Genomic DNA, 25,018 nt, shown 5'->3' with positions numbered 1-25,018 from the left:
AGCCCACCGACCAGGGGTCGTCACAGTGTGACGGCCCTGCCGGTGGGCAACCGGCACGGTCAGACCGGCAGCAGCACCGCAGCGCGGCGCAGACGGTGGACGGCGCGGTGCTGGATCACCCGGACCGCACCGGGCGTGGTGTGCAAGGCGTCGGCGACCTCGCCTGTGGACAGGCCAGCCACTACGCGCAGCAGCAACACCGCGCGCTGCTGGCCGGTCGCCTCGGCCAGCAGCCGTAGCAGCGCCCGCGACAGCTCCCGCGCCTCGACGGCCTCGGCAGGGGTGGCGTACTCGACGGTGTCCGGCACCTCCGCAACCGGCACCGACCTGTCCCGCTCGACGCGCCGCCAGAAGTCGGCCACCGTGCGGCGGGTAACCCCTGTGGCGAACGCCTCGAACGGGGCGACGTCGGGCCGGTATCGGGGCAGTGCGCCGAGCAACTCGACGCACGTCTCCTGCACCACGTCCTCGACATGGGCGGGCGGCACCCGGCGGCGGCAGAACGCCACCACCACCGGGCGCACGGCAGCTAGCAGGTCCTCGACGGCCAGCCGGTCACCGCCGACCGCTGCAGCCACCAGCGCGGCACCCGTTCCGAAGCTCACCGGGCGCTCCGTGCCAATTCGATGCTCAGACGCGCGGTGCGCAGGTCGACGCCCATCTGCCCGGCGAGCGCGTCGACGTCGACGTCGTCCAAGTCAGCTGGCAGAACGGACCGGGGGGCCAAGATGCGCGCGACCTGCTCGCGGACGGCGCGCTGGTCGGCCTCTTCGTCGTCGGTCGCCCCCTGCACCAGGTGCAGCAGGCAGGCCAGCAGCGCGCACCGCGTCTCAGCGCGATTGGCCGCGGGGGAGATGGTGATGACGCCGGTCAGGTGGTCGGCCTCGGCCAGGCCGCCGTCCCAGGTGGTGCCGCGCTGGACCACCAGCCCCGGGTAGCGGGCCGCAGCCTCGATCATCACGTTGAGCATCTCGACCGCGCCGGGCTGCGCCGCGAGCGGGTAGACGGGGGTGGTGTCGATGGTGGCAAACTGCGTCATGGTCCTGCTCCTGCTCTGATCAGGTAGTGGGTCAAGGCCCTCGGCTGGTGTTGGCGCACCGTCGGGGGCCGCTTACTGGGTCAGGCCGCCGCCAAGATCGCGGCGGCAACGCGGTGGTAGCAGAGCCGGTAGTCCGAGGTCAGGGACTTCAGACCGGCCGGGCAGGTGCACGCCTGCGGGGCGGTGAGGTAGCGGTCGGTGCCGTTCGAGGCGACGACGCCGAACACTCGGCGACCGCGCAGCGGCACGATGGCGCCCAGCTCGATCAGCTCCTCCGCCTTGGCGACGGCGGCCGGCTTGACGCCCTCGACAGCCTTGGCCTTGCGGGCTGCGGCGATCCGGGCCTTGCAGGTGCGGCCGTAGCCGTCCGCCACCGACTTCGCCGACCGCAGAGCGCGACCACAGCGGGTGCACTTGACGGTGGCCTTCGTGGTGGCCATCTCGTTCTCCCTGCTCCGTGGCGGTTCGTGTACGGCCACGATAGCCAGACGTGTGCGTACACGTCAAGAGGAGATGTACGTACACGAATGCGCGATGTACGCTGCGCCGTGGACGTACACAAGAGGAGGGCGACGTGGCCGCACGCGCACGTGGCGAGGGCAAGACGCCACACAGGCAGTTCCGCGCCGAAGACGACGTGTGGGCGAAGTTCGGCGAGGCGGTGAAGCCGCTGGGTACCGACCGGTCAGCAGTGCTGCGCGACTTCGTCAGGTGGTTCGTGCGCGAGCCTGGGGCGAAGATGCCCCGCCGCCCGGATAGCAGCAAGCCGCCCGTCGAACCGGGGAGAAATCCGGGAGACGACTCTCCTCGGGAGAACTGACCGCAGCAACTCGGACCAACGCAAACCAAAGGCTTGACCAGCGGTAATGCTGCCGAGCGCAGGTAGGGGAACTGCGGGGACTCTATTTGGGAGCGGGGGGTCGCAGGTTCAAATCCTGTCGCCCCGACGGTCGCCCTGGCCGACCCCACCGGGTTGGTCAGGGCACTTCCGGGCGGTCCCCGCCCACGACGACCCCGTTCGAGCCCCACCGGGGTCCGGCGAGCCCCGCATCGCGGCCGCGGACCCGGGGGCAACGGCGACGACCGCTAGCCGCCCAGCCGGTCCACGGCGGTCGAGACCGCGGCGGCCTGCTGCTCCAGCACCTCGTCGGGGGAGTTCTCGTCGACGCCCCGGGCCAGCAGCTCCTGGCGGGACACCAGCAGCAGCGCGCCGCGGTAGGCGTCGGTGTCCAGGTCGTCCACCTGGACGATGTGCAGCCCGCCCTCCACCAGGACCAGGGTGGGGTCGGGGGTGCTGGAGGCCAGCAGCTCGCGCAGGTCACTGCCCTTGACGGTCATGGCTCCGGCCTACCCCCGGCGGGGCCCGCGAAACGCAGCCGCCGTTCTTGAGCACACCCGCGCCCGGGTGCTCAAGAACGGCTCAACCGCTCCGGGATCAGGCCGGCGCCGCGACCTGTTCGCTCACCACCTGCGCCGCGGCCGACACGAGCGCCGTGACGGACGGGTTGGTGGAGTTGTCCTGCCGCCACGCGAACTGGGTGTACACCCGGAACGGCGGCACCCACGGCAGCCGGCACAGCCGGCCGTCGGCGAGTTCCGCGGCCACCGTCACCTCGGGGACCAGCGAGATGCCCAGGCCCGAGGCGACCGCGCGCTTCGCGGCGTCGATCGAGTCCAGCGCCAGCACCGGCGACCTCGACTCGGTGTCCTGCAACCCCAGCGCCTGCTCGAACTGCTCGTAGTAGCTCGCGCCGTTCTCCGCCCGGATGAGCGTGCTCCCGCGCAGCTCGTCCTCGGTGATCACCGAACGCCGGGTGAGGGCGTGCGTGGGCCCGGCCACCATGACCAGCGGCTCCGGGCACAGCACGGTCGTCTCCAGCCCCTCGCGGGGCTCGATGGAGCCGATGAAGAACGTGCAGTCCAGCCGACCCTCGCGCACCGAGGTCAGGTTGGCCTGGGTGTTCCGGGAGTGCAGCGAGATCTGGACGCTCGGGTACCGCCAGCACATGTACTCGATCAGTGGTAGCAGACGGTAGTCGGTCAGACTCTGTGCGCTGCCGATGACCAGCTTGCCGTGCGGCTCGCCGTTCATCGTGATCGCTTTCCTGGCTTTGTCGGTGAGGGTGATGATGTTCCGGGCGAAGGGCAGTAGTTCAACACCCGCCGAGGTCATTTGTATGCCGCGCGGGAGTCGCCGGAAGAGCGGCACGCCGAGAGTCTCTTCCAGGGCCTTGATCCGGGTCGTTATGGTTGGCTGCGAGCAATTCAGCGTAGCGGCTGCCTTGGTGAAGCTGCCCGTTTGAACCACAGTTGTGAACGCCAACAGCTGACGCGTCTCCATGGAGCTCCCCAACGGTGCGTGAAAGTGGTCCACGAGAGACCGGTGCGGGACGGCACCGCGATCTCCGTTTTGGTGGCGATGGCTGATCTGGCTGCACCTTCCGGCCCGCGGGGCCGGAGGTTGATCAACATCGCCGTGCTACCGCCGGGGGCTCCGCCCCGAGGGCGGGCGGTGTGCCCGGAATCTGTCCGACACCGAGGTGCCGGTCCGCTTTCACAGGTGGTCCTGGGCTGGTGTTCGGCAGCGGCGGAATAGATCTCATCGGGTCATCGGCACCTTGTCTGGTAGGTGGTTAAAGAGCTCGATGACATTGTCTCGCTCGTTCCTGTCGGTCCCTGTTGTCGGTAGGTCCGCCGCTGGCCCCCCAGAACGTTCCGACAACCCTGGAAACATTCCTTCCCACGTGCGGGTCCGGGCGTCACGGTACCTGAAACCCACACTAATGGACTACGGCGAGTGGAGTCATCTCGACAAGTGAAAGTTTTCGGTCGGGCGCTACTCCGAACGGCCTCCCTTCACCCCTTGTGGCGAACGCTTCTCACCCCCCGTAGCAGTAAGTACCTCGCTGCTGCGTCATCCGTGTTACACCGCCCCCCGGTGTCCTCCACCACCCCCTGACGCGCCTTCCTGGGCGAACGGCTCCCGAGGTCACTCGAACGGTCTAATCGGCGGGGTCCCCACTGGGCTGTTCCGGGCAGTGGGCAGGGCCGTGCGGCGCTCTGTTGAGACGCCGGGGGTCACCGGCGCGGGTGGCGACGCGGCGTGTCGCGGCGGTTCGGCGCAGGGTGGGCGGTGCTCGCGCCGAGAATTAGGAACCAGCGTTGTGATTTGGGCCGGCGGGGCTCGGGGGCGCCCGGCGGGGACGCCCCGGCGGTCCCGGCGGGAAGAACGGGAGAACGGGTCCGGGCGCCGCGTCCCGTGAATTCACGGGCGTCCACCGCAATTCGATTCCGGCGCCCCCCGCGGATAGCCGCACAATGCGCGCCCGACCCCGGCCGCACCGCCCCGTCGTGGGGTTGCAGACCCCTGAGCCGGGGTGCTAGCGCCCCGGCGACCCCCGACCGCCTAGACTCAAGCGGAATCCCGGCGCGACGAACCGCGTCCCGGGATGCCCGCACGTCCCGTTACGAGGAGACCACGTTGAAGAGCACCGTCGAGCACCTGAGCCCGACGCGGGTCCGGATCAACGTCGAGGTGCCGTTCGACGAGCTCAAGTCGGACTTCGACCGCGCGTACCGCAAGCTGGCCAAGCAGGTCCGCATCCCCGGCTTCCGCCCCGGCAAGGCCCCGGCCCGCGTGCTGGAGAGCCGCATCGGCCGCGCGCCCGTCCTGGACGAGGTCGTCCAGGAGGCCATCCCGGCCAAGTACCTGGAGGCGGTCACCTCGGGTGAGATCCGCACCCTGGGCCGCCCGGACTTCGAGGTGACCAAGATCGAGGACGGCGAGTCGCTCGCGTTCACCGCCGAGGTCGACGTCCGCCCGGAGATCACGGTCCCGGCCTTCGGCGAGCTGTCCGTCAGCGTCGACGACCAGGAGGTCACCGACGAGGACGTGGACACCCAGCTGGACGAGCTGCGCGCCCGCTTCGCCACCCTGACCGGCGTCAAGCGCCCGGCGGAGACCGGCGACTTCGTCGTGGTCGACCTGTCGGCGACGGTGGACGGCGAGGAGGTCGAGGAGGCCAAGACGACCGGCCTGTCCTACGAGATCGGCTCCGGCCAGCTCGTCGAGGGCATCGACGACGCCCTGGTCGGCGCCTCCGAGGGCGAGACCAAGACCTTCACCACCACCCTGGTCGCCGGCGAGTACGCCGGCCGCGACGCCGAGGTCGCCGTCACGCTGAACTCCGTCAAGGAGCGCCAGCTGCCCGAGCTGGACGACGAGTTCGCCCAGCTGGCGAGCGAGTTCGACACCCTGGACGAGCTCAAGGGCGACCTGCGCACCCGCCTGGGCCGCGTGAAGAAGATGCAGCAGGGCGTCCAGGCCCGCGACAAGGTGCTGGAGGCGCTGCTGGCCGGCGTCGAGGTGCCGCTGCCCGAGGCCGTGGTCAAGAGCGAGATCGAGGCCCGCGAGCACGACGCCGTCCACGCCCTCGACCACGACGAGGCGCGCTTCGCCGAGTGGCTGGAGGAGCAGGGCCAGACCCGCGAGCAGTTCGACACCGAGGTGCGCGAGGCGTCCGAGCAGGCGGTCAAGACCCAGCTCGTGCTGGACGCCATCGCCGACGCCGAGCAGCTCAGCGTGACCGACCAGGAGCTCACCGAGCGGATCATCTACCAGGCCCAGCGCTTCGGCATCAGCCCCGACGAGTACGTCAAGCGGGCCCAGCAGTCGGGCCAGCTCGGCGCGATCTTCGCCGACGTGCGCCGGGGGAAGGCGCTGGCCTCGGTCGTGCGCCAGGCCACCGTGACCGACTCGTCCGGCAACGCCCTGGACCTCGACGAGCTCTTCGGCGAGACCCGGCCCGAGGCCGCGAACGGGGAGAAGTCCACTGAGGAGCACTCCCACGCGGAGTGAAGCCCTGAGCGAACGCGGGCGGTGTCGGGAAGTCGACGCCGCCCGCCTTCGTTAAGGTCGTCAGTTACGTGACTCTTTTCGGCACAGCTAGTCGGCAAAGTTAGGCAGGCAGACGTGACGCAGCACTCTCTCCCGGCCCCCGTGATGCGAGCGGCCTCGGGGATGAACCTCAACGACTCGGTCTATGAGCGCCTGCTCCGCGAGCGGATCATCGTGCTGGGCTCGCAGGTCGAAGAGAACATCGCCAACCAGATCGTGGCCCAGCTCCTCCTCCTGGCCGCCGAGGACCCGGAGAAGGACATCACCTTCTACATCAACTCGCCCGGTGGGTCGGTGACCGCGGGCATGGCGATCTTCGACACGATGCAGCTCATCGAGCCCGACGTGGCCACCTACGCGATGGGCCTCGCCGCCTCCATGGGCCAGTTCCTGCTGTCCGCGGGCGCCCGCGGCAAGCGGCACGCCCTCCCCCACGCCCGCATCCTCATGCACCAGCCGTCGGCCGGCGTCGGGGGCACCGCGGCGGACATCGCGATCCAGGCGGACATGCTCGTCCGGACCAAGCACGAGATGGCCGAGCTGATCGCGGAGCACACCGGTCAGCCCGTCGAGCGCATCATCGCCGACTCGGACCGCGACCGCTGGTTCACCGCCCAGGAAGCCCTGGAGTACGGCTTCGTGGACAAGGTGATCAGCCGGGCCAGCCAGGCCGCCTCGACCAACTGACCGCGAGCATCAGGAGACACCGAAGTGAGCCAGTTCCACGCGCCGCAGTCCCGGTACGTGCTCCCGTCGTTCGTCGAGCGCACCAGCTACGGCATCAAGGAGTCCAACCCGTACAACAAGCTGTTCGAGGAGCGCATCATCTTCCTCGGCGTGCAGGTGGACGACGCGTCGGCCAACGACGTGATGGCCCAGCTGCTGGTGCTGGAGTCGGAGGACCCCGACCGCGACATCCTGATGTACATCAACTCGCCGGGTGGATCGTTCACCTCGCTGATGGCCATCTACGACACCATGCAGTTCGTCCGACCGGACATCCAGACGTACTGCCTGGGCCAGGCGGCCTCCGCCGCCGCGGTCCTGTTGGCGGCGGGCACGCCGGGCAAGCGGCACGCGCTGCCCAACTCCCGCATCCTGATCCACCAGCCGGCGACCGAGGGCGTCTACGGCCAGGTCTCCGACCTGGAGATCCAGTCGAACGAGATCCAGCGCGTGCGCCGCCTCATGGAGAGCACGCTGGCCAGGCACACGAGCCGCTCGCCGGAGCAGGTCCGCCTGGACATCGAGCGCGACAAGATCCTCACGGCCGAGGAGGCCAAGGACTACGGCATCGTGGACAGCGTCCTGCCGTACCGGAAGCTCTCGGCGTCGAAGTAACACCGCGTGACCCCGACACGCCGAGCCGACCAGGGGTCCTGGTCGGTTCGGCGCGACGGGGGCACGCTGGTCCTCCCGCACAGGCGGGTGGGACGGGTACCGTCGAGGGGAACGGGCGGTCCCGCACCCAGCGGGCAATCGTCACACCAGCAGTCAGGCGCACCCGACCAGGTGGCGCGCCGGAGGGGACAGAGGTCAGCGGTCATGGCACGTATCGGTGACGGCGGCGACCTGCTGAAGTGCTCTTTCTGCGGCAAGAGCCAGAAGCAGGTGAAAAAACTCATCGCCGGGCCGGGTGTCTACATCTGCGATGAGTGCATCGACCTCTGCAACGAGATCATCGAGGAAGAGCTCGCGGAGGCAGGCGACGTCAAGCTCGACGAGCTGCCCAAGCCCGCCGAGATCCACGAGTTCCTCGACCAGTACGTGATCGGGCAGAGCGAGGCCAAGCGCACGCTCTCGGTGGCGGTGTACAACCACTACAAGCGCATCCAGGCGGGCGACCGCGGGCGCGAGGGGCGCGACGACGGCGTTGAGCTGGCCAAGTCGAACATCCTCATGCTCGGCCCGACGGGCTGCGGCAAGACCTACCTGGCCCAGACGCTCGCCAAGATGCTCAACGTGCCGTTCGCCATCGCGGACGCCACGGCGCTGACCGAGGCGGGCTACGTGGGCGAGGACGTCGAGAACATCCTGCTCAAGCTCATCCAGGCGGCGGACTACGACGTCAAGCGCGCCGAGACCGGCATCATCTACATCGACGAGGTCGACAAGATCGCCCGCAAGAGCGAGAACCCGTCGATCACGCGCGACGTGTCGGGCGAGGGCGTGCAGCAGGCGCTGCTGAAGATCCTGGAGGGGACCACCGCGTCGGTGCCGCCCCAGGGCGGGCGCAAGCACCCGCACCAGGAGTTCATCCAGATCGACACCACGAACGTGCTGTTCATCGTGGCGGGCGCGTTCGCGGGCCTGGAGAAGATCATCCAGGACCGGGTCGGCAAGCGCGGGCTCGGCTTCGGCGCCGAGGTGCGCACCAAGGCCGAGGTCGACGCGGCGGACTACTTCGCCGAGTCGATGCCGGAGGACCTGATCAAGTTCGGGCTCATCCCGGAGTTCATCGGCCGGTTGCCGATGGTCGCCAGCGTGACGAACCTGGACAAGGAATCCCTGGTCCGCATCCTCACCGAGCCGAAGAACGCGCTGGTCAAGCAGTACCAGAAGCTGTTCGAGATGGACGGCGTGGAGCTGGAGTTCACCCGGACCGCCATGGAGGCCGTCGCCGACCAGGCGATCCTGCGCGGCACGGGGGCGCGCGGCCTGCGGGCGATCATGGAGGAGGTCCTGCTGCCGGTGATGTACGACATCCCGAGCCGCACGGACGTCGCCAAGGTCGTCATCACCGAGCAGACGGTCAAGGAGAACGTGAACCCGACCATCGTGGCCCGGCAGCCCTCGCGCCGGGAGCGCCGCGAGAAGTCGGCCTGAGGTTGTCCCTCCCGCACGTGCTGGTCCTGCCGGGGCTCGGCGGTGCCGGGCCCGCGCACTGGCAGAACTGGCTGGCGGGCGAGCTGGCGCGCCACGGCGGGTCGGTCGACGTGCCGGAGTTCTCCGCGCCGGACGCGCCGAGGCTGGACGTGTGGCTCGACGAGCTGCGCGGCCACCTCGCCGCCGCGCGGGTCTCCTCTGCGCGGGTCTCCTCTGGGCAGGTCTCCTCTGGGCAGGTCTCCTCGGGGCAAGAACGGGTGGTGGTCGCGCACTCGCTCGCGTGCCTGCTCTGGCTGCACCACGCGGCGGGGGAGTTCGACGGGGCGTTGCGGGTCGACCGGGTGCTCCTGGTCGCCCCGCCCGCCCCGGGCCCCGCCGGCGAGCCCTTCGCCCGGGGGTTCCCGCACCCGGTGCCGGACCCCGTCTCCGTGCGCCGGGCGGCGGTCTCCACCCGGCTCGTGGTGGGGGAGGGCGACCCGTGCTGCTCCCTGCGCCAGGCGAAGGGGCTCGCCGAGGCGCTGCGCCTGGACCTGGACGTCGTGGTCGGCGGCGGACGCCTGGACGAGGAGTCGGGCTACGGGTCGTGGGGCTCGGTGCTCAAGTGGGCGCGCAGCGGCCGCACCCCGCTCACGCCGCGCTGACCCGGCGGTTCGGCAGGGTCCCGGGACCGCACCCGTCGGGGCGGGGACGGCCGCCGGTCAGCGGGGGACGCGCCGGCCCAGGAACCGGATGACGTCCGGGACGACCTTGCGGTAGTGGGTGTCGTCGTGGCCGCCGGGGGTGATCGAGGCGACGGCGGGCCGCGCGCCGGCGATGAACCGGCGGGTGCCCTCGATGAAGTGGTCGCGGTCGCCCGCCCACACGCCGACCGGGGCGTCGCCCAGCCCGTCGAGGTTGCGCAGCGGGTCCAGCGAGGCCCACTGCCGCTCGTCGCGGAACGCCCTGCGCTTGGCCATCTCGCGCCACGAGGTGATCAGGGCGGGCGCGATGGTCGCGACGGCCCGGAGGGGTTCGCGCCGCTCGTGCCTGCGGCGGGTGTAGAGCAGGGCGCCGAAGCCGCCCATGGAGACGCCGGTGCAGGCGAACGGCGCGCCGAAGCCGCGTTCGGCCAGCCACGCCGGCACCTCCTCCAGCAGCATCCCCAGGGGGTCGTCGCCGGGGACGTTCTCGTGCCAGTAGTGGTCGCCGCCGTCCACCGCGACGAACCCGAACGGCGGCACCGAGCCGCGGTGCACGGCCGTGACCAGCAGTTCCGGCATCCGGCCCACCGCCGCGGTCCGCGCCGTGCCGAAGCGGCCGTGCAGCAGGAGCGACATCGGCAGACCCCCGGTCGGCACCCCCGGCGGGACCATGGTGAGCAGGTCGACGTCCCGCCCCCGGCAGCGGGAGCGGACGCGCTCCACCCGGATCACGGCCCGCTGCACGGCGGGCACCTGGCCGGCCACGCCCAGCGCGTGCCGGAGCCCCTCGCCGAACGGCGCGTTCGTGTGCAGCCCCGCGGTCACCCCCACCGCGGCCAGCGCTCCCCCGCCCAGGGCGGTGAGCACCGCACGCCTGCCGACCATGTGCCCTCCAGCCGTTCTCCTAGCGGATCGCCTGAGGTGGGGGCGGTGTTTCGCTCAACGGGCCGCGGTCGCCCGAAGGGCCCTCACCTCGTCCTCCGGGTAGCCGAGTTCTCGCAGGACGCGTTCGGTGTGCTCGCCGGGCGACGGCACGGGCGCGGGCTCCCACCCCCACGCGGTGGAGTCGACCGGCGGACGCAGCAGGGGTACCCCGCCACCGGGGACGGTCACCCGGGTCAGCCGATCGCGCGCGGTGAGCTGGGGGTGCCCGGGCAGCTCGGCCACGGTGCGGGTGCGGGCCGCGGGCACGTCCGCCCCGTCGAGCGCGGCCAGCAGGTCCGCGGCGGTCCAGGCGGAGAAGTCCAGGACCGCGTGCAGGTCGGCGCGGTGGGCCACGCGGGAGCTGACCGTGCCGAAGCGCGGGTCGTCGGCCAGCGCGGGCCGGCCGAGGACCCGGCACAGCCGCCGCCACTGCGGGTCGTTCTGCACGGCCAGGTGCACGGTGCCGTCGGCGCACCGGAACGGCCCGTAGGGCGCGATGCTGGGGTGGTGCGCGCCGGTGCGCGGGGCGGCGGCGCCGGTGCCCGCCGCGTACAGCATCGGCTGGTGCATCCACTCGGCCAGCGCCTCGAACAGCGACAGGCGCAGGGTCGCGCCCTCGCCGGTGCGGGCGCGGTGCAGCAGGGCGGCCAGCACGGCGGAGTGCAGCTGCACGCCGGCGGCGATGTCGGCCACCGAGATCCCGGCGCGGGCCGTGACCTCGCCGTCGCCGGTCAGCTCGACCAGGCCGGTCTCGGACTGGACCAGCGCGTCGAACGCCTTGCGCCCCGCGTACGGCCCGTCCGCGCCGTACGCGGACAGCTCGCCCACCACCAGGTCGGGCCGGTCCCGGCGGAGGGAGTCGGCGTCCAGGCCCAGGCGGCGCGCGGCGTCCGGGGACAGGTTGCACAGGACCACGTCGGCGCCCGCGACCAGGCGGTCAAGCACCTCGCGGCCCGCCGGGTCCTTCAGGTCGAGCGCCACCGACTCCTTGCCGACGTTGGTCCAGGCGAAGTAGGAGGACACCGAGCCGCACGCGGTGTCGTAGTCGCGGGCGAAGTCACCCGCCCCGGGCCGCTCGACCTTGATCACCCTCGCGCCCAGGTCGGCCAGCAGCCGGGAGGCGTACGGCACGGCCACGGCCTGTTCGAGGCTGACCACGGTCACACCGTCGAGGGGTCTCACGCGGTCACCCGTTCGTGGCCGGTGTAGACGTTCATCGACTCGCCGCGCAGGAACCCGACCAGCGTCACGCCCTGCTCGTCGGCCAGCTCGACGGCCAGCGACGACGGCGCGGACACGGCCGCCAGCACCGGCACGCCCGCCATCGCGGCCTTCTGGACCAGCTCGAACGAGGCCCGCCCGGACACCACCAGCACGGTCCCGGTCAGCGGCACCCGGTCGTTCAGCACGGCCCAGCCCAGCACCTTGTCCACGGCGTTGTGCCTGCCCACGTCCTCGCGCACGACCAGCGCTTCCCCCGAGGCGGTGAACAGCCCGGCGGCGTGCAGGCCGCCGGTCGAGGCGAACACCTTCTGCCGCTCGCGCAGCGCGTCCGGCAGGCCGGCGAGCACGCCCACGTCGACCGACGCGGCGTCCCCGGCGGGGGAGTGGCGGGTCTTGAGCCGGACCGCGTCCAGCGCCGCCTTGCCGCACACCCCGCACGACGAGGTGGTGTAGAAGTTGCGCTCCACCCCCACCTCGGGCGGCGCCACGCCCTCGGCCAGCGCCAGGTCCAGCACGTTGTAGGTGTTCACCCCATCGGGTCCGGCGCCCGCGCAGTACCGCGCCACGGCCACGTCGGCCAGGCCGCGGACCACGCCCTCGGACAGCAGGAACCCGTGCGCCAGCTCCACGTCGTGACCGGGCGTGCGCATGGTGACGGCCAGTGCCCGGCCACCCACGCGCAGCTCCAACGGCTCCTCGACGGCCAACGAGTCGACCCGCGTGCGCGGCGTTCGTCGCAGGTAGCTGACCACTGGGCGACGCACGGTCACTCGGCCCATCGCGCGACTCCTTCACCAAGGCTAAGTTTTTCCGCAAGCCACTCACCAGGCTACGGAGGTGTCGGCCAATGGGTTTCCTGGACCGCTCCAGGACGATCGCCCCACCGGACTGGAACCGCTGGCTGGTGCCACCCGCCGCGCTGTCGGTGCACCTGGCCATCGGCCAGGTGTACGCGTGGAGCGTGTTCAAGCCGCCGCTGGAGGGTGCCCTGGGGCTCAGCGGCACGCAGAGCGCGCTGCCGTTCCAGCTCGGCATCGTCATGCTCGGCCTGTCCGCGGCGTTCGGCGGCACGCTGGTCGAGCGCAACGGTCCGCGGTGGGCGATGTTCGTCTCCGCCACGTGCTTCTCGTCCGGGTTCCTGATCTCCGCGCTGGGCGCGTGGACGCAGCAGTACTGGCTGGTCGTGCTCGGCTACGGGTTCGTCGGCGGCATCGGGCTCGGCATCGGCTACATCTCGCCGGTGTCCACGCTGATCAAGTGGTTCCCGGACCGGCCGGGCATGGCCACCGGCATCGCCATCATGGGCTTCGGCGGCGGCGCGCTGATCGCCTCGCCCTGGTCGGCGCAGATGCTGGAGTCCTTCGGGCGCGACAGCGGCGGCATCGCGCGGACCTTCCTCGTGCACGGCGTGGTCTACGCGGTGTTCATGTCGGTGGGCGTGCTGCTGGTGCGGGTGCCCGCCGCCGTAGAGGAGAGGGCGGCGGCGCGCTCGGCGGTCAACGTCTCCGCGCGCAACGCCCTGCGCACCCCGCAGTTCTGGCTGCTGTGGGTGGTGCTGTGCTTCAACGTGACCGCGGGCATCGGCATCCTGGAGAAGGCGTCGCCGATGATCCGGGACTTCTTCGCGGACACCTCCGCGCCGGTCGCCGCGGGCGCCGCCGCCGGGTTCGTGGCCCTGCTGTCGCTGGCCAACATGGTCGGCCGGATCGCCTGGTCGTCCACTTCGGACCTGGTCGGCCGCAAGAACGTCTACCGCCTCTACCTGGGCGCGGGCGCGCTGACCTACCTGGTGCTGGCGCTGGCCGGCGACGCGTCCAAGCCGCTGTTCGTGGTGTGCGCGATGCTGATCCTGTCGTTCTACGGCGGCGGGTTCGCCACCGTCCCGGCCTACCTGAAGGACCTGTTCGGCACCTACCAGGTCGGCGCGATCCACGGCCGGCTGCTCACCGCGTGGTCGCTGGCGGGCGTGCTCGGACCGCTGATCGTCAACGCCGTCGCCGACGGCAGGCTGGCCGACGGCAGGTCCGGGCCCGACCTCTACACGACCTCGCTGTTCATCATGATGGGCCTGCTGGTGGTCGGGTTCGCGGCCAACGAGCTGGTCCGGCCCGTCGACGCCAGGTACCACGAACCGGTCGGGGAGGTGGTCCGGTGAACCGGCGCGCGCTGGTCGTCCTGGCCTGGCTGTGGGTCGGGCTGCCGCTGGCCTACGGGCTGGTCGAGCTGATCCGCAAGGTCACCGCCCTGTTCACCGGTTAGGGTCGGCGGGTGGGCAACTACGACGTGGTGGTGGTCGGCGGCGGGCACAACGGGCTGGTGGCGGCGGCCTACCTGGCGCGGGCCGGTCGGCGCGTGCTGGTGCTGGAGAAGCAGGGGCACGTCGGCGGCGCGGCCGTAAGCGAACGGGCGTTCCCCGGCGTCGAGGCGCGGCTGTCGCGGTACTCGTACCTGGTCAGCCTGCTGCCCGACCGGGTCGTGGCCGACCTGGGGCTGCGCGTGCGGCTGCGGTCGCGGGCCGCGTCCTCGTACACCCCGGCGGGGGACCTGCTGGTCGAGCGTGACCCGGGCGCGGCCACCGCCGCCTCGTTCCGCGCGCTCACCGGCTCCGACGCCGAGTTCGAGCGCTGGCGGCGCTGGTACGCGGAGCTGGAGGGGTTCGCCGGGGCGCTCGCGCCGACCGCGCTGGAGCCGCTGGTGTCCCGGGAGCGCGCCCGTTCGCTGGTCGACCCGGCGGTCTGGGACCGGGTGGTGGAGCGGCCGCTCGGGGAGAGCCTGGAGGAGCTGTTCGCCGACGACGTGGTGCGCGGCGTGGTGGCCACGGACGGGCTGATCGGCACGCACGCGTCGCTGCACGACCTGGCGGCCAACCGGTGCTTCCTCTACCACGTGATCGGCAACGGCTCGGGGGAGTGGCTGGTGCCCGTCGGCGGCATGGGCGCGGTGACCGCCGAGCTGGAGCGGGTGGCGCGGGAGGCGGGCGCGGAGCTCGTGACCGGCGCCGAGGTGACCCGGGTGGACGCCGACGGCGTCACCGCCGAGGTCGAGCACGACGGGGGCGTGGTCGGCGCGCGGTTCGTGCTCTCCGGCGTCGCGCCGTCCACTTTGGACGCCCTGCGCGGGCGGCCGCGGCGCGCGGTGGCCGAGGGCTGCCAGGTGAAGGTCAACATGCTGCTGGAGCGGCTGCCCCGGTTCCGCTCGGGGGTGGACCCGCGGCTGGCGTTCGCGGGCACCCTGCACCTCGACGAGTCGTACGGGCAGCTGGAGACCGCCTACCGGGAGAGCGCGGCCGGGCGCGTGCCCTCCGTGCTGCCCGCGGAGATGTACTGCCACACGCTGACCGACCCGTCGATCCTCGCGCCGGACCTGGTCGGGCGCGGGTGGCACACGCTGACGCTGTTCGGCCTGCACACGCCGGCGGCGCTGTTCGAGGGCCGCGAGGGGCTGCGCGACGAGCTGGTCGGCCGCTACCTGGCCGCGCTGGACGAGCACCTGGTGGAGCCGATCGAGTCCTGCCTGGCGACCGACGCCGACGGCCGGCCGTGCCTGGAGGCGCGCTCGCCGCTCGACCTGGAGGCGGAGCTGGGCCTGCCGCGCGGCAACATCTTCCACGACGCGCTGGCGTGGCCGTTCGCCGAGGAGGAGGCCGAGGTGGGCCGCTGGGGCGTGGAGACCGACGTGGCCAACCTGCTCGTCTGCGGCGCGGGCGCGCGGCGCGGCGGCGGGGTCAGCGGCATCGGCGGGCACAACGCGGCGATGGCCGTGCTGACCCGCTAGAGGCGGGCGAACAGCTCCGCGACCAGCTGCTCGGCGTGCCGCGTGTTGGCGCCGGAGGACACCTCGATCTCGACCGTCCCGCGCCGGGCCACCACGACCGTCCGCACGACCTCGCCGGAGGTGGTCGTGGCGCGGTACGCCTCGTCCGGGAGGTCCGGCACGGCGACGGCGTCGGGGTGCTCCCCGCGGCGCGCCGCGAACGCCGCGGCGTCCGTGCCGGTGGTGAACCGGACCCGCGCGCCGCCGCCGTCGTAGGTGCAGGTCACCACGTTGTCGACGATCGACTGGCGCGAGTGGTTCAGGCGCAGCCGCAGGGCCGCCGCGACCACGTCCTGCGGCGCGTCCGCGCAGTTCACGCCCGCCGACTCGGTGGGGGTGGGCGTCGTCGTGGTGGTGGCGGGCGCGGCCGCCGGTTCGGCGGCGCACGCGGTCAGCGCCGACAGCGCCGCGGCGGCGAGCGCGGTCCTGGCGATCACAAGCCCTCCTCGGTCTCCCGTGTCGTCGCCCGGACGGCGGCGGGCGTTACGACGGCACCCCGGGGTTCGCGGGGGAGGGGCCCGATCTCCGCCGGCTAGTCCACCGCCTCCAGCCGCACCACGACCGACTTCGACGTGGGCGTGCCCGACACCTCGGCGGTCGAGTCGAGCGGCACCAGGGCGTTCGCCTCGGGGAAGTAGGCCGCCGCGCAGCCCCGCGCCGTCGGGTACGCCACCACGCGGAAGCGCGGCGCGCGGCGCTCGGTCACCCCGGTCGGGTCCTCCGGCCACTCGCCCACCAGGTCCACGTGCTGCCCGTCGCGCAGGCCCAGCTCGGCCAGGTCCTCCGGGCTGACGAACACCACCCGCCGGCCGTCCTTCACGCCCCGGTAGCGGTCGTCCAAGCCGTAGATCGTGGTGTTGTACTGGTCGTGGCTGCGCAGGGTCTGGAGCAGCAGCCGACCGGGCGGCACCTCCAGCACGGTCAGCGCGTTGGCCGAGAACTGCGCCTTGCCGGTGCGGGTCCCGGTGAACTCGCGGGCGTCGCGCGGGGCGTGCGGCAGCACGAAGCCGTCCGGGCGGCGCACCCGCTCGTTGTAGTCCGCGCAGCCCGGCACGACCCGCGCGATCCGGTCCCGGATGAGGTCGTAGTCCCGCTCGAACCCCTCCCACGGCACGGGGTGCGCCGGTCCGAGCAGGGCGCGCGCCAGCCGGCACACGATCGACACCTCCGACAGCAGCCGGTCGCTCGCCGGCTCCAGGCGGCCGCGCGACCGGTGCACCACCGACATCGAGTCCTCGACCGTGACGAACTGCTCGCCGCCGTGCTGGAGGTCGCTCTCGGTGCGCCCCAGCGCGGGCAGGATCAGCGCGGTGCGCCCGTGCACCACGTGCGAGCGGTTGAGCTTGGTCGACACGTGCGCGGTCAGGTCCAGGCCCCGCATCGCGGCCTCGGTCACCGGGGTGTCCGGGGTGGCGGAGACGAAGTTGCCGCCGACGGCGAAGAACACCCTCGCCCGGCCGTCGCGCATGGCCCGGATCGAGGCCACCGTGTCGAGGCCGTGGGCGCGCGGCACCTCGATGCCGAACTCCGACTCCAGGTTGGCCAGGAACTTCTCCGGCATCTTCTCCCAGATGCCCATGGTCCGGTCGCCTTGCACGTTGGAGTGGCCGCGCACCGGGCACAGGCCCGCGCCCCGCTTGCCGATCATGCCGCGCAGCAGCGCCACGTTGGCGATCTCGCGGATCGTCGGCACGGCGTGCCGGTGCTGGGTCAGGCCCATGGCCCAGCAGAAGATCGTGCGCTCCGAGCCGGCCAGCAGCCGGGCGAACCGCTCCACCCGCGCGCGCGGCAGGCCCGTGGCGCGGTCGACCGCCGCCCAGTCCAGCTCCCGCACGTGCTCGGCGTACCCGGCGAACCCGTGCGTGCTGCGCTCGACGAACCCCTCGTCCACCGCGCCCCACGACAGCAGCAGGTTGCCCGCCGCCTGGAACAGCGCCTGGTCGCCGCCCAGCCGGATCTGGAGGAACTCGTCGGCCAGCGCCGTGCCCGGACCGACCAGGCCGCGCGCGTTCTGCGGGTTCTTGAACCGCAGCAACCCGGCCTCCGGCAACGGGTTCACCGCCACGACCCGCGCGCCCGCGCGCTTGGCCGCCTCCAGCGCGGACAGCATCCGGGGGTGGTTGGTGCCCGGGTTCTGGCCCACCACCACGATCAGGTCGGCGTGCTCGAAGTCGTCGATGCCGACCGAGCCCTTGCCGATGCCGGTGGTCTCCGACAGCGCCGCGCCCGACGACTCGTGGCACATGTTCGAGCAGTCCGGCAGGTTGTTCGTGCCGAAGGAGCGGACCAGCAGCTGGTACAGGAACGCGGCCTCGTTGCTGGTGCGGCCGGAGGTGTAGAACACCGCCTCGTCGGGGCTCGCCAGCCCGTTCAGCTTCTCCGCGACCAGCTCGAACGCGTCCGCCCAGGAGATCGGCTCGTAGTGCGTCGCGCCCTCGCGCAGCACCACCGGCTCGGTGATCCGGCCCTGCTGCCCCAGCCAGTAGTCGGTCTTCCCGGCCAGCTCGGCGACGGGGTGGCGCCGGAAGAACTCCGGGCCCACGCGCCGCCTGGTGGCCTCCTCGGCCACCGCCTTGGCGCCGTTCTCGCAGAACTCGGCCATCCTGCGGTGCCCCTGCGGCTCCGGCCACGCGCACCCCGGGCAGTCGAAGCCCTCCCGCTGGTTGAGCAGCCGCAGCGTGGTCGCGGTCCGCGCCACGCCCATCTGCTCGATCCCGCGCTTGAGCGACACCGCGACCCCCGGCAGGCCCGCCGCCCAGCGCTTGGGCTCCCCCACGTCCAACCGCGACTCGTCGACGTCCCGCTCCGGTGGCCTGCGCTCCATGGCGCCATTCTGCCCCCGGTCGGTGGCCGCCCCGGCGTGTCGTGCCGCCGGCGCACCCCGCGCGAGTACGCCGGCGGTCTCCCCGATCGACCGCTCGGGGCAGGGCGGCGCACGGCCGCTGCCCACGGGCCCCAAGGGGTTGTCCGGCCCGTGGATCCGGCGCCCTCACCTGCGACGAACTGGTGATCAACGTCAATTGTGAGCGGCGCCACTACCCGGCGAATCGGCCGAACGGGTGACCTCGCCGGACCCTCGCCGTCCCGCTTCGGCCGTCCCGCTTCGGCCGCCCCGCTTCGGCCGCCCCGCTTCAGCCGCCCCTTATCACTCTGGGCAGCCGTCGGTCGGGGACGAGGGCACCGCGACGTCGAAGTCCAGTCCCGGCGGGAGTTCCGGCTCCGCCAGGGCCGGGGCGAGGTAGCCGCGCTTCGCGGCCGAGCACGCGATCGAGTGCAGCGTGCCGGCGGAGTCGTCGGCCCACAGCCCCTCGACGCCGGGCGAGCCCGAGCGCACCGCGTACCGCACCCGGAACCGGGCCACGGCCACCGCGTCCAGCGGCCCGCGCACCGCCTCGGGGCGGTCGGTGTCGAACGCGTAGGCGATCGTGTAGTCGGTGCGCACCACCAGTTCGCCCGCCGGACCCGCCTCGGCGACCATCTCGCCGCGCACCTTCGGCTCGGCCCCCGACAGCCGCGCGCCCCGGTCCGCGCGCGTGGCCACCAGCGCCGCCTCGCCGTCGTTGCGCCCGTCGAACAGGGTGCGCAGCGAGTCCCTCAGGTCCGGCGCGAACAGCGCGAACAGCGGCTCCAGGTCGTGCTCGACCACCACCCGCCGGTCCAGCCGCGCCGTCACCACCGCCTGCCGCACCCGCGCGTAGGCGTCGGCGACCTGCTCGGCGCCGAACCCGCCGACCGGTTCCGCCGCCGGCGGCACGACCCCCTCCGCGCCGTCCGCCCAGGCCGTCGCGGTCGTGCCCGCGAACGGCTCGTCCGGGTCGAACGCGGCCGGCTCGTCGGACCGGGTGGCGAACACCGCCCACGCCAGCAGCACCGCCGCCACGACGATGGCCAGGCCGCCCAGGACCCTCGGCCGGGGCCGCCACGAGCGCACCCGCCGCAGCCGGGCACCCCGCTCCGCCCGCCGCACGGCGTCCCGCGCCCACCCGCCGTCCCGCAGGTCCGGGTGGTCCTCGATGCGGTACTCGTCCACTACGCCGATCTCCCGATCACCTCGACGCGCGCCCCTCGCCGGGCCGTCCCCGGGTCCACCGGACCCGGGACCGCCGGCGCCGGCCTCCTGCCGCACGACAGCATCACACGTCAGGGGCGCTACCAGGTATCTGGTTAGAAGTCGATACCCGTACCTCCGTAGACTTCGAGCGTGACCGAGACCCCCGCCGCACCGCAGCGCTCAGAACTCCCGCCGGCGTGGAACCCGGCCGAGGTAGAGGCCGGCCTGTACGAGCGGTGGGTGGAGCGCGGCTACTTCACGGCGGACGCGAACAGCGACAAGCCGCCGTTCACCATCGTGCTGCCCCCGCCGAACGTCAACGGCAGCCTGCACATGGGCCACGCCCTCAACCACAGCGTCATGGACGCGCTGACCCGCCGCCGCCGGATGCAGGGCTACGAGGTGCTGTGGCTGCCCGGCACCGACCACGCGGGCATCGCGACCCAGACCGCGGTCGAGCGCGCCCTGGCGAGCGAGGGCAAGTCCCGCCACGACCTGGGCCGCGAGAAGTTCGTCGAGCGGGTCTGGGAGTGGCGCGAGGAGGTCGGCGGCACGATCCTGGGCCAGATGCGCCGCCTCGGCGACGGCGTCGACTGGTCGCGGCTGCGCTTCACCATGGACGAGGTGCTGTCCCAGTCCGTCCAGACGATCTTCAAGAAGCTCTTCGACGACGGCCTGATCTACCGCGCCGAGCGCATCATCAACTGGTGCCCGCGGTGCCAGACCGCGCTGTCGGACATCGAGGTCGACCACTCCGAGGACGACGGCGAGCTGGTCTCGATCCGCTACGGCTCGGGCGACCGCTCCATCGTGGTGGCCACCACCCGCGCCGAGACCATGCTGGGCGACACCGCGGTCGCGGTGCACCCGGAGGACCCGCGCTACCGGCACCTGATCGGCGCCGAGGTCGAGGTGCCGCTGACCGGCCGGTTCGTGCCGGTCGTGGCCGACGAGCACGTGGACCCGGAGTTCGGCACCGGCGCGGTCAAGGTGACCCCGGCGCACGACCCGAACGACTTCGAGATCGGCCGGCGCCACGACCTGCCCGCGCTGACCGTGATGGACGGCCGCGGCGTGATCACGGTCAAGGGCCCGTTCGAGGGCCTGGACCGGTTCGAGGCGCGCCCCGCCGTCGTCGCCGCGCTGCGCGAGCAGGGCCGGATCGTGTCCGAGAAGCGCCCCTACCGGCACGCCGTCGGCCACTGCTCCCGGTGCGACACGGTCATCGAGCCGCGCCTGTCCATGCAGTGGTGGGTCAAGGTCGCGCCGCTGGCCGAGGCGGCGTCCGCGGCCGTGCGCGACGGCCGCACCACGATCCACCCGCCGGAGCTGGCCAAGCGCTACTTCGACTGGGTCGACAACCTCAACGACTGGTGCATCTCGCGCCAGCTGTGGTGGGGCCACCGCATCCCGGTCTGGTACGGCCCGAACGACAAGGTGATGTGCGTCGGCCCGGACGACGAGCCGCCCGGCGAGGGCTGGGTGCAGGACGAGGACGTGCTGGACACGTGGTTCTCGTCCGGCCTGTGGCCGTTCTCCACGCTGGGCTGGCCCGCGCAGACCGCGGACCTGGCGAAGTTCTACCCGACCTCGGTGCTGTCCACCGGCTACGACATCCTGTTCTTCTGGGTCGTCCGGATGATGATGTTCGGCCTGTACGCGATGGACGGCAGGCAGCCGTTCGACCACGTGTACCTGCACGGCCTCATCCGCGACCAGCACGGCAAGAAGATGTCGAAGTCGCGCGGCAACGGCATCGACCCGCTGGACTGGATGGACTCCTACGGCGCCGACGCCACCCGGTTCACGCTGCTGCGCGGCGCGAACCCCGGCTCGGACATGGCCATCGCCGAGGAGTGGGCGGCGGGCTCCCGCAACTTCACCACGAAGCTGTGGAACGCCGCCCGGTTCGCGATGGGCAACGGCGCGACGGTGGAGCGCCCGCTGCCCCCGCGCGAGGAGCTGACCGACGCCGACCGCTGGATCCTCGACCTGCTCGACCGGCTCACCTCCGACGTGGACCGGCACTTCGAGGGCTACCAGTTCGCCAAGCTCAGCGAGGCGCTCTACCACTTCACCTGGGACGAGTTCTGCGACTGGTACCTGGAGCTGGCCAAGGTCCAGCTGGGCGAGGGCGGCGACCGCGCCGAGTCCACCCGGGCGCTGCTCGGCCACGTGCTCGACGTGGTGCTGCGGCTGCTGCACCCGCTGACGCCGTTCATCACCGAGGTGCTGTGGACGACCCTGACCGGCCGTGAGTCGGTGGTGGTCGCGGCGTGGCCGGAGCCGACCGGCGCCGCGCCCGACGAGGTGGCCGCGCAGCGGGTCGAGAGCCTGAAGAAGCTGGTCACCGAGATCCGCCGGTTCCGCTCCGACCAGGGCCTCAAGCCCGGTCAGCGGGTCGAGGGCAAGGTGCGCGGCGCGTGCTGCGCGGACCTGGTCGACCAGGTGCCCGCGGTGCGGGCGCTGACCCGGATGACCGAGCCCGGCGAGGCGTTCGCGGCGTCGGTGTCGCTGGACGTGGGCCTGCCCAAGGGGACGGTGAAGGTCGAGCTGGACCTGTCCGGCGCGGTCGACGTGGTGGCCGAGCGCAAGCGCCTGGCCAAGGACCTCGCGGTGGCCGAGAAGGAACGCGCCCAGTGCGAGGGCAAGCTCGGCAACGAGTCGTTCCTGGCCAAGGCGCCCGCCGACGTGGTGGCCAAGATCCAGGGTCGGCTCGCCGCGGCCAACGCCGAGATCGACCGCATCCACGCCCGCCTCGACACGTTCCCCCAGAGCCCGGACGCGCGGTCGTGACCGGCTTCGGGACGGGGGAGCTGGAGGAGCTGCGCCAGGTCGAGTCGGAGCTGAACACCCGCTGGCCGGAGACGAAGCTGGAGCCGAGCCTCACCCGGATCGGGCAGCTGGTCGACCTGCTCGGCGACCCCCAGGGCTCCTACCCGGTGCTGCACGTCGGCGGCACGAACGGCAAGACGTCCACCTCGCGCATGGTCGACGCGCTGCTCACGCGCATCGGCCTGCGCACCGGCCGGTACACCAGCCCGCACCTCCAGTTGGCCACCGAGCGGATCAGCGTGGACGGCGCGCCGATCACCCCCGGGCGCTACGCCGAGGTCTACCGGGACGTCGAGCCGTACGTGGCGATCGTGGACGGCCGCAACGAGGTGCCGATGAGCAAGTTCGAGGTGCTCACCGGCATGGCGTTCGCCGCGTTCGCGGACGCCCCGGTGGACGCGGCCGTGGTCGAGGTCGGCATGGGCGGCTCCTGGGACGCCACGAACGTCGCCGACGGCCGGATCGCGGTGATCACGCCCATCGGGCTCGACCACGTCGAGTACCTGGGCGGCGACCTCGCGGGCATCGCGGCGGAGAAGGCCGGGATCATCAAGCCCGGCGCGGTCGCCGTGCTCGCGCGGCAGGAGCCCGAGGTGGAGCAGGTGCTGCTGCGGCGCTGCGCCGAGGTGGACGCCGCGGTGGCGCGGCTGGGGGCGGAGTTCGGCGTGCTCCAGCGCGACGTCGCGGTGGGCGGGCAGGTGATGAGGCTCCAGGGCCTGGGCGGCGTCTACGACGACGTGTTCCTGCCGCTGCACGGCGCCCACCAGGCGGCGAACGCGGTGCTGGCGCTGGCCGCGGTGGAGGCGTTCTTCGGCGCCGGCGCCGACCGGCAGCTGGACGTGGAGGCGGTGCGCGAGGCGTTCGCCGGGGTGACCTCGCCGGGGCGGCTGGAGCGGGTGCGCTCGGCGCCGACCGTGCTGGTCGACGCGGCGCACAACCCGCACGGCGCGGAGGCGCTGGCCAAGGCGCTGGACGAGGAGTTCGGCTTCCGCAAGCTGGTCGCCGTGGTCGGCGTGATGGACGACAAGGACGCGGTCGGCATCCTGTCCGCGCTGGAGCCGGTGGTGCGGGAGGTCGTGCTGACCGCGAACTCCTCGCCCCGCGCGATGGACCCCGACCTGCTCGCGGGCGTGGCGATCCCGATCTTCGGCGAGGACCGGATGCTCGTGCAGCCGCACCTGCCCGACGCGCTGGAGGAGGCGATCCGGCTGGCCGAGGAGAACGACGACGGCGACGCGGTCTCCGGCGGCGGCGTGGTCGTGACCGGTTCGGTGGTGACCGCGGGCGAGGCGCGGGCCCTGTTCGGCAAGGAGCCCTCATGACCGAGTCCCAGCCCGTGGAGCCCCGGCCCGCGGAGCCCCAGCCCGAGTCCCGGCCCGAGTCCCGGCCCGCCGGGTCCCCGTCGTCGGCGGAGTCCCTGCCCGCGGTGCCCGTGAAGGACCCGATGAAGGGCTTCCGGGGCATCATGGCGGGCACGCTGATCCTGGAGGCGATCGTGGTCGCCCTCGCGCTGCCGGTGGTGGCCAACCTGGGCGGCGGCATCGGCAGCGGCACCGGGTACCTGGTGCTCGGCCTGATCATCGCGTTCCTCGGCACGTGCGCGCTGCTGAAGCACTCGTGGAGCGCGTACGTGATCGTCGCGCTGCACGTGGTGGTGGTCGCGGGGTGGTTCACGATGACGGCGCTGGGCATCATCGGCGTGGTGTTCAGCCTGGTGTGGGTGTACCTGTTCTGGCTGCGGCGGGACGTGGTGAAGCGGATGGCCGAGGGCCGTCTGCCCAGCCAGCAGCGGTAGGGCGCCCGCGCCGGGTGCCTCAGGCACCGCCCGGTTCGGCGGCCCGGACCGGGGTCGTGGTCCCCGACTGCCGCGCGTCGTGCGGTTGGACCCGGACGGTCCAGCCGTGCCCCAGCACGGCGGACAGGGCCTCGTCGAGCGTGGCCGCGCACCTGTCCTGCGCGAGCCTGCGGTTGAGCGGCGCGGAGGGGTGGCGCACCACCAGGGTGCGGTCGGCGACCAGGAGCGGTTCCGCGTTCGTCAGCATCGCCTCGGCGGACCGGCTGCGCCCGCGCACCTCCCCCAGGAACCGGGGCCACAGCTCGTGGATGGCGTGCAGGTCCGGGTTCCGCCCCGCCCCGCCGGCGGACGCCGCGGGGCGCGTCCCGCCGGGTGCCGCGGACGCCATCTGCCGCAGCCGGTCCAGCACGGCCCGGCAGTCGCCCTCGGCGCGGTGCCCACCCTCCAGCCTGTGGTTGCGGTACCCGCTGCCCCGGCTGTTCGGCTCGCCGACCCAGGCGGCGTGCCGACGCATCGCGCACTCCCACCGCCGTGCCAACCACGCCGGCAGCGCCGCACCGCCCATGACCAGTTCGTGTTCGGCGCGCAGCCGCGCCTGGTCGAAAGGGGCGTTCCAGGCGATCACCGCCCGGTCCCGCAGGACCTCCTCCAGGCGCGGCCACACCCGGGCCATCGTCGGCGCACCGGCCAGCACGGCCGCGGAGATGCCGTGCTGGCGCTGCGCGCGGGGGTTGATCGGCGCGCCCTCGGGGTCGACCAGGGTGCTCAGCAGCACGGTGCCGTCGACGGCCAGCACGGCGATTTCGACGACGCGGCCCGTGAAGTCGGTCAGCTCGGTGTCCAGCACCACCGCGTCAGGGGCGCGGAGGACCGCACGGGCCCAGTCGGCGGCGTCGGACGCGGCGTCGGACCGCGAAGGGTCGGCCCCCCGGAC

The 25,018-nt window shown here is 72.6% G+C and carries 24 protein-coding genes and 1 pseudogene; 12 read left to right on the top strand and 13 right to left on the bottom strand.

The genetic code is table 11. From position 1 onward, the window contains the following. Positions 1 to 59: 59 nt before the first annotated feature. From ACFP3R_RS15610 to ACFP3R_RS15600, 3 genes are all read right to left on the bottom strand, one after another. Positions 60 to 578 (bottom strand): sigma-70 family RNA polymerase sigma factor, encoded by a 519-nt coding sequence (locus tag ACFP3R_RS15610; protein ID WP_380636861.1) that lies wholly within the window; start codon positions 576 to 578, stop codon positions 60 to 62. Between the two features lie 23 nt (positions 579 to 601). Next, a complete protein-coding gene (locus ACFP3R_RS15605; protein ID WP_380636858.1) occupies positions 602 to 1,039 on the bottom strand; it encodes a hypothetical protein in 438 nt (145 codons plus the stop codon). 80 nt (positions 1,040 to 1,119) lie between these two features. Next, positions 1,120 to 1,479, bottom strand: coding sequence for a DUF6011 domain-containing protein (locus ACFP3R_RS15600; RefSeq protein ID WP_380636855.1), 360 nt, complete (start codon positions 1,477 to 1,479; stop codon positions 1,120 to 1,122). Positions 1,480 to 1,613: 134 nt separating this feature from the next. On the opposite strand from ACFP3R_RS15600, the gene ACFP3R_RS15595 reads away from it, so the two are divergent. After that, positions 1,614 to 1,859, top strand: a complete 246-nt coding sequence (locus tag ACFP3R_RS15595; RefSeq protein ID WP_380636853.1) for a hypothetical protein — start codon at positions 1,614 to 1,616, stop codon at positions 1,857 to 1,859. Positions 1,860 to 2,125: 266 nt separating this feature from the next. On the opposite strand, the gene ACFP3R_RS15590 is transcribed toward ACFP3R_RS15595, so the two are convergent. From ACFP3R_RS15590 to ACFP3R_RS15580, 3 genes and pseudogenes are all read right to left on the bottom strand, one after another. Beyond that, the gene (locus tag ACFP3R_RS15590) at positions 2,126 to 2,377 is read right to left on the bottom strand and encodes a hypothetical protein (protein WP_380636851.1); all 252 of its coding nucleotides are present in this window, start codon (positions 2,375 to 2,377) and stop codon (positions 2,126 to 2,128) included. A 97-nt stretch (positions 2,378 to 2,474) separates the two neighbouring features. After that, on the bottom strand, positions 2,475 to 3,131 hold the full coding sequence (locus tag ACFP3R_RS15585) for a substrate-binding domain-containing protein (protein ID WP_380636945.1): 657 nt from the start codon (positions 3,129 to 3,131) through the stop codon (positions 2,475 to 2,477). Positions 3,132 to 3,209: 78 nt separating this feature from the next. Next, positions 3,210 to 3,380 (bottom strand): annotated as a pseudogene (locus ACFP3R_RS15580) (LysR family transcriptional regulator); the annotation flags it as partial. A 1,140-nt stretch (positions 3,381 to 4,520) separates the two neighbouring features. On the opposite strand from ACFP3R_RS15580, the gene tig reads away from it, so the two are divergent. The 5 genes from tig to ACFP3R_RS15555 all read left to right on the top strand — a co-directional run bounded on the left by tig (position 4,521) and on the right by ACFP3R_RS15555 (position 9,403). Beyond that, positions 4,521 to 5,897 carry a trigger factor gene (gene tig / locus ACFP3R_RS15575; protein ID WP_380636849.1) on the top strand — a complete coding sequence of 459 codons (1,377 nt, stop codon included), beginning with the start codon at positions 4,521 to 4,523 and terminating at the stop codon, positions 5,895 to 5,897. A 114-nt stretch (positions 5,898 to 6,011) separates the two neighbouring features. Continuing rightward, positions 6,012 to 6,623, top strand: a complete 612-nt coding sequence (locus tag ACFP3R_RS15570; protein ID WP_380636847.1) for an ATP-dependent Clp protease proteolytic subunit — start codon at positions 6,012 to 6,014, stop codon at positions 6,621 to 6,623. A 24-nt stretch (positions 6,624 to 6,647) separates the two neighbouring features. Next, positions 6,648 to 7,277, top strand: coding sequence for an ATP-dependent Clp protease proteolytic subunit (locus ACFP3R_RS15565; protein ID WP_344036698.1), 630 nt, complete (start codon positions 6,648 to 6,650; stop codon positions 7,275 to 7,277). Positions 7,278 to 7,481: 204 nt separating this feature from the next. Next, positions 7,482 to 8,762 (top strand): ATP-dependent Clp protease ATP-binding subunit ClpX, encoded by a 1,281-nt coding sequence (clpX, locus tag ACFP3R_RS15560; RefSeq protein ID WP_380636845.1) that lies wholly within the window; start codon positions 7,482 to 7,484, stop codon positions 8,760 to 8,762. Between the two features lie 2 nt (positions 8,763 to 8,764). Beyond that, positions 8,765 to 9,403 carry an RBBP9/YdeN family alpha/beta hydrolase gene (locus ACFP3R_RS15555; protein ID WP_380636844.1) on the top strand — a complete coding sequence of 213 codons (639 nt, stop codon included), beginning with the start codon at positions 8,765 to 8,767 and terminating at the stop codon, positions 9,401 to 9,403. Between the two features lie 57 nt (positions 9,404 to 9,460). Here ACFP3R_RS15555 and ACFP3R_RS15550 read toward each other — a convergent pair whose 3' ends face one another. The 3 genes from ACFP3R_RS15550 to fdhD are packed head-to-tail and all read right to left on the bottom strand — an operon-like array spanning position 9,461 to position 12,369. Next, positions 9,461 to 10,327, bottom strand: a complete 867-nt coding sequence (locus ACFP3R_RS15550) for an alpha/beta hydrolase (protein WP_380636842.1) — start codon at positions 10,325 to 10,327, stop codon at positions 9,461 to 9,463. Positions 10,328 to 10,381: 54 nt separating this feature from the next. Then, positions 10,382 to 11,548 (bottom strand): CaiB/BaiF CoA transferase family protein, encoded by a 1,167-nt coding sequence (locus ACFP3R_RS15545; protein WP_380636840.1) that lies wholly within the window; start codon positions 11,546 to 11,548, stop codon positions 10,382 to 10,384. Beyond that, positions 11,545 to 12,369, bottom strand: a complete 825-nt coding sequence (fdhD, locus tag ACFP3R_RS15540) for a formate dehydrogenase accessory sulfurtransferase FdhD (protein ID WP_380636838.1) — start codon at positions 12,367 to 12,369, stop codon at positions 11,545 to 11,547. The genes ACFP3R_RS15545 and fdhD overlap by 4 nt, the downstream gene beginning before the upstream one ends. A gap of 68 nt (positions 12,370 to 12,437) precedes the next feature. Between fdhD and ACFP3R_RS15535 the strand changes: the two genes are divergently transcribed. From ACFP3R_RS15535 to ACFP3R_RS15530, 3 genes are read left to right on the top strand one after another with little or no spacing between them, the layout of a single operon-like run. After that, positions 12,438 to 13,745 carry an OFA family MFS transporter gene (locus ACFP3R_RS15535; protein ID WP_380636836.1) on the top strand — a complete coding sequence of 436 codons (1,308 nt, stop codon included), beginning with the start codon at positions 12,438 to 12,440 and terminating at the stop codon, positions 13,743 to 13,745. Beyond that, positions 13,742 to 13,849, top strand: a complete 108-nt coding sequence (locus ACFP3R_RS37820) for an MFS transporter small subunit (protein ID WP_415362880.1) — start codon at positions 13,742 to 13,744, stop codon at positions 13,847 to 13,849. The genes ACFP3R_RS15535 and ACFP3R_RS37820 overlap by 4 nt, the downstream gene beginning before the upstream one ends. A 9-nt stretch (positions 13,850 to 13,858) precedes the next feature. Next, positions 13,859 to 15,364 carry a phytoene desaturase family protein gene (locus ACFP3R_RS15530; protein WP_380636834.1) on the top strand — a complete coding sequence of 502 codons (1,506 nt, stop codon included), beginning with the start codon at positions 13,859 to 13,861 and terminating at the stop codon, positions 15,362 to 15,364. On the opposite strand, the gene ACFP3R_RS15525 is transcribed toward ACFP3R_RS15530, so the two are convergent. From ACFP3R_RS15525 to ACFP3R_RS15515, 3 genes are all read right to left on the bottom strand, one after another. After that, positions 15,361 to 15,840, bottom strand: a complete 480-nt coding sequence (locus tag ACFP3R_RS15525; RefSeq protein WP_380636832.1) for a hypothetical protein — start codon at positions 15,838 to 15,840, stop codon at positions 15,361 to 15,363. The genes ACFP3R_RS15530 and ACFP3R_RS15525 overlap by 4 nt on opposite strands. 95 nt (positions 15,841 to 15,935) lie before the next feature. Continuing rightward, positions 15,936 to 18,227, bottom strand: a complete 2,292-nt coding sequence (locus tag ACFP3R_RS15520) for an FdhF/YdeP family oxidoreductase (protein ID WP_380636830.1) — start codon at positions 18,225 to 18,227, stop codon at positions 15,936 to 15,938. A gap of 321 nt (positions 18,228 to 18,548) precedes the next feature. Continuing rightward, positions 18,549 to 19,433, bottom strand: a complete 885-nt coding sequence (locus tag ACFP3R_RS15515; protein WP_380636829.1) for a hypothetical protein — start codon at positions 19,431 to 19,433, stop codon at positions 18,549 to 18,551. A gap of 171 nt (positions 19,434 to 19,604) precedes the next feature. Here ACFP3R_RS15515 and ACFP3R_RS15510 point away from each other — a divergent pair, with 171 nt between their 5' ends. Genes ACFP3R_RS15510 through ACFP3R_RS15500 form a run of 3 tightly spaced genes read left to right on the top strand, consistent with a single transcriptional unit; the run spans position 19,605 to position 24,084 of the window. Then, a complete protein-coding gene (locus tag ACFP3R_RS15510) occupies positions 19,605 to 22,250 on the top strand; it encodes a valine--tRNA ligase (RefSeq protein ID WP_380636827.1) in 2,646 nt (881 codons plus the stop codon). After that, positions 22,247 to 23,611 carry a bifunctional tetrahydrofolate synthase/dihydrofolate synthase gene (gene folC / locus ACFP3R_RS15505; RefSeq protein WP_380636821.1) on the top strand — a complete coding sequence of 455 codons (1,365 nt, stop codon included), beginning with the start codon at positions 22,247 to 22,249 and terminating at the stop codon, positions 23,609 to 23,611. The genes ACFP3R_RS15510 and folC overlap by 4 nt, the downstream gene beginning before the upstream one ends. Then, positions 23,608 to 24,084, top strand: coding sequence for a DUF4233 domain-containing protein (locus tag ACFP3R_RS15500; RefSeq protein ID WP_380636819.1), 477 nt, complete (start codon positions 23,608 to 23,610; stop codon positions 24,082 to 24,084). Before folC ends, ACFP3R_RS15500 begins: the two co-directional genes overlap by 4 nt. Before the next feature lie 19 nt (positions 24,085 to 24,103). On the opposite strand, the gene ACFP3R_RS15495 is transcribed toward ACFP3R_RS15500, so the two are convergent. Next, entirely contained in the window at positions 24,104 to 24,934 is an 831-nt protein-coding gene (locus ACFP3R_RS15495) for an exonuclease domain-containing protein (protein WP_380636815.1), read from the bottom strand. Between the last annotated feature and the right edge of the window lie 84 nt (positions 24,935 to 25,018).

It is taken from the genome of Saccharothrix lopnurensis (genome assembly GCF_042658445.1).
In the GTDB taxonomy this organism is placed as follows: Bacteria; Actinomycetota; Actinomycetes; order Mycobacteriales; family Pseudonocardiaceae; genus Actinosynnema; species Actinosynnema lopnurensis.
Note: the sequence above shows the minus strand (reverse complement) of the source record. Positions and strands in the feature narration are given on the sequence as shown.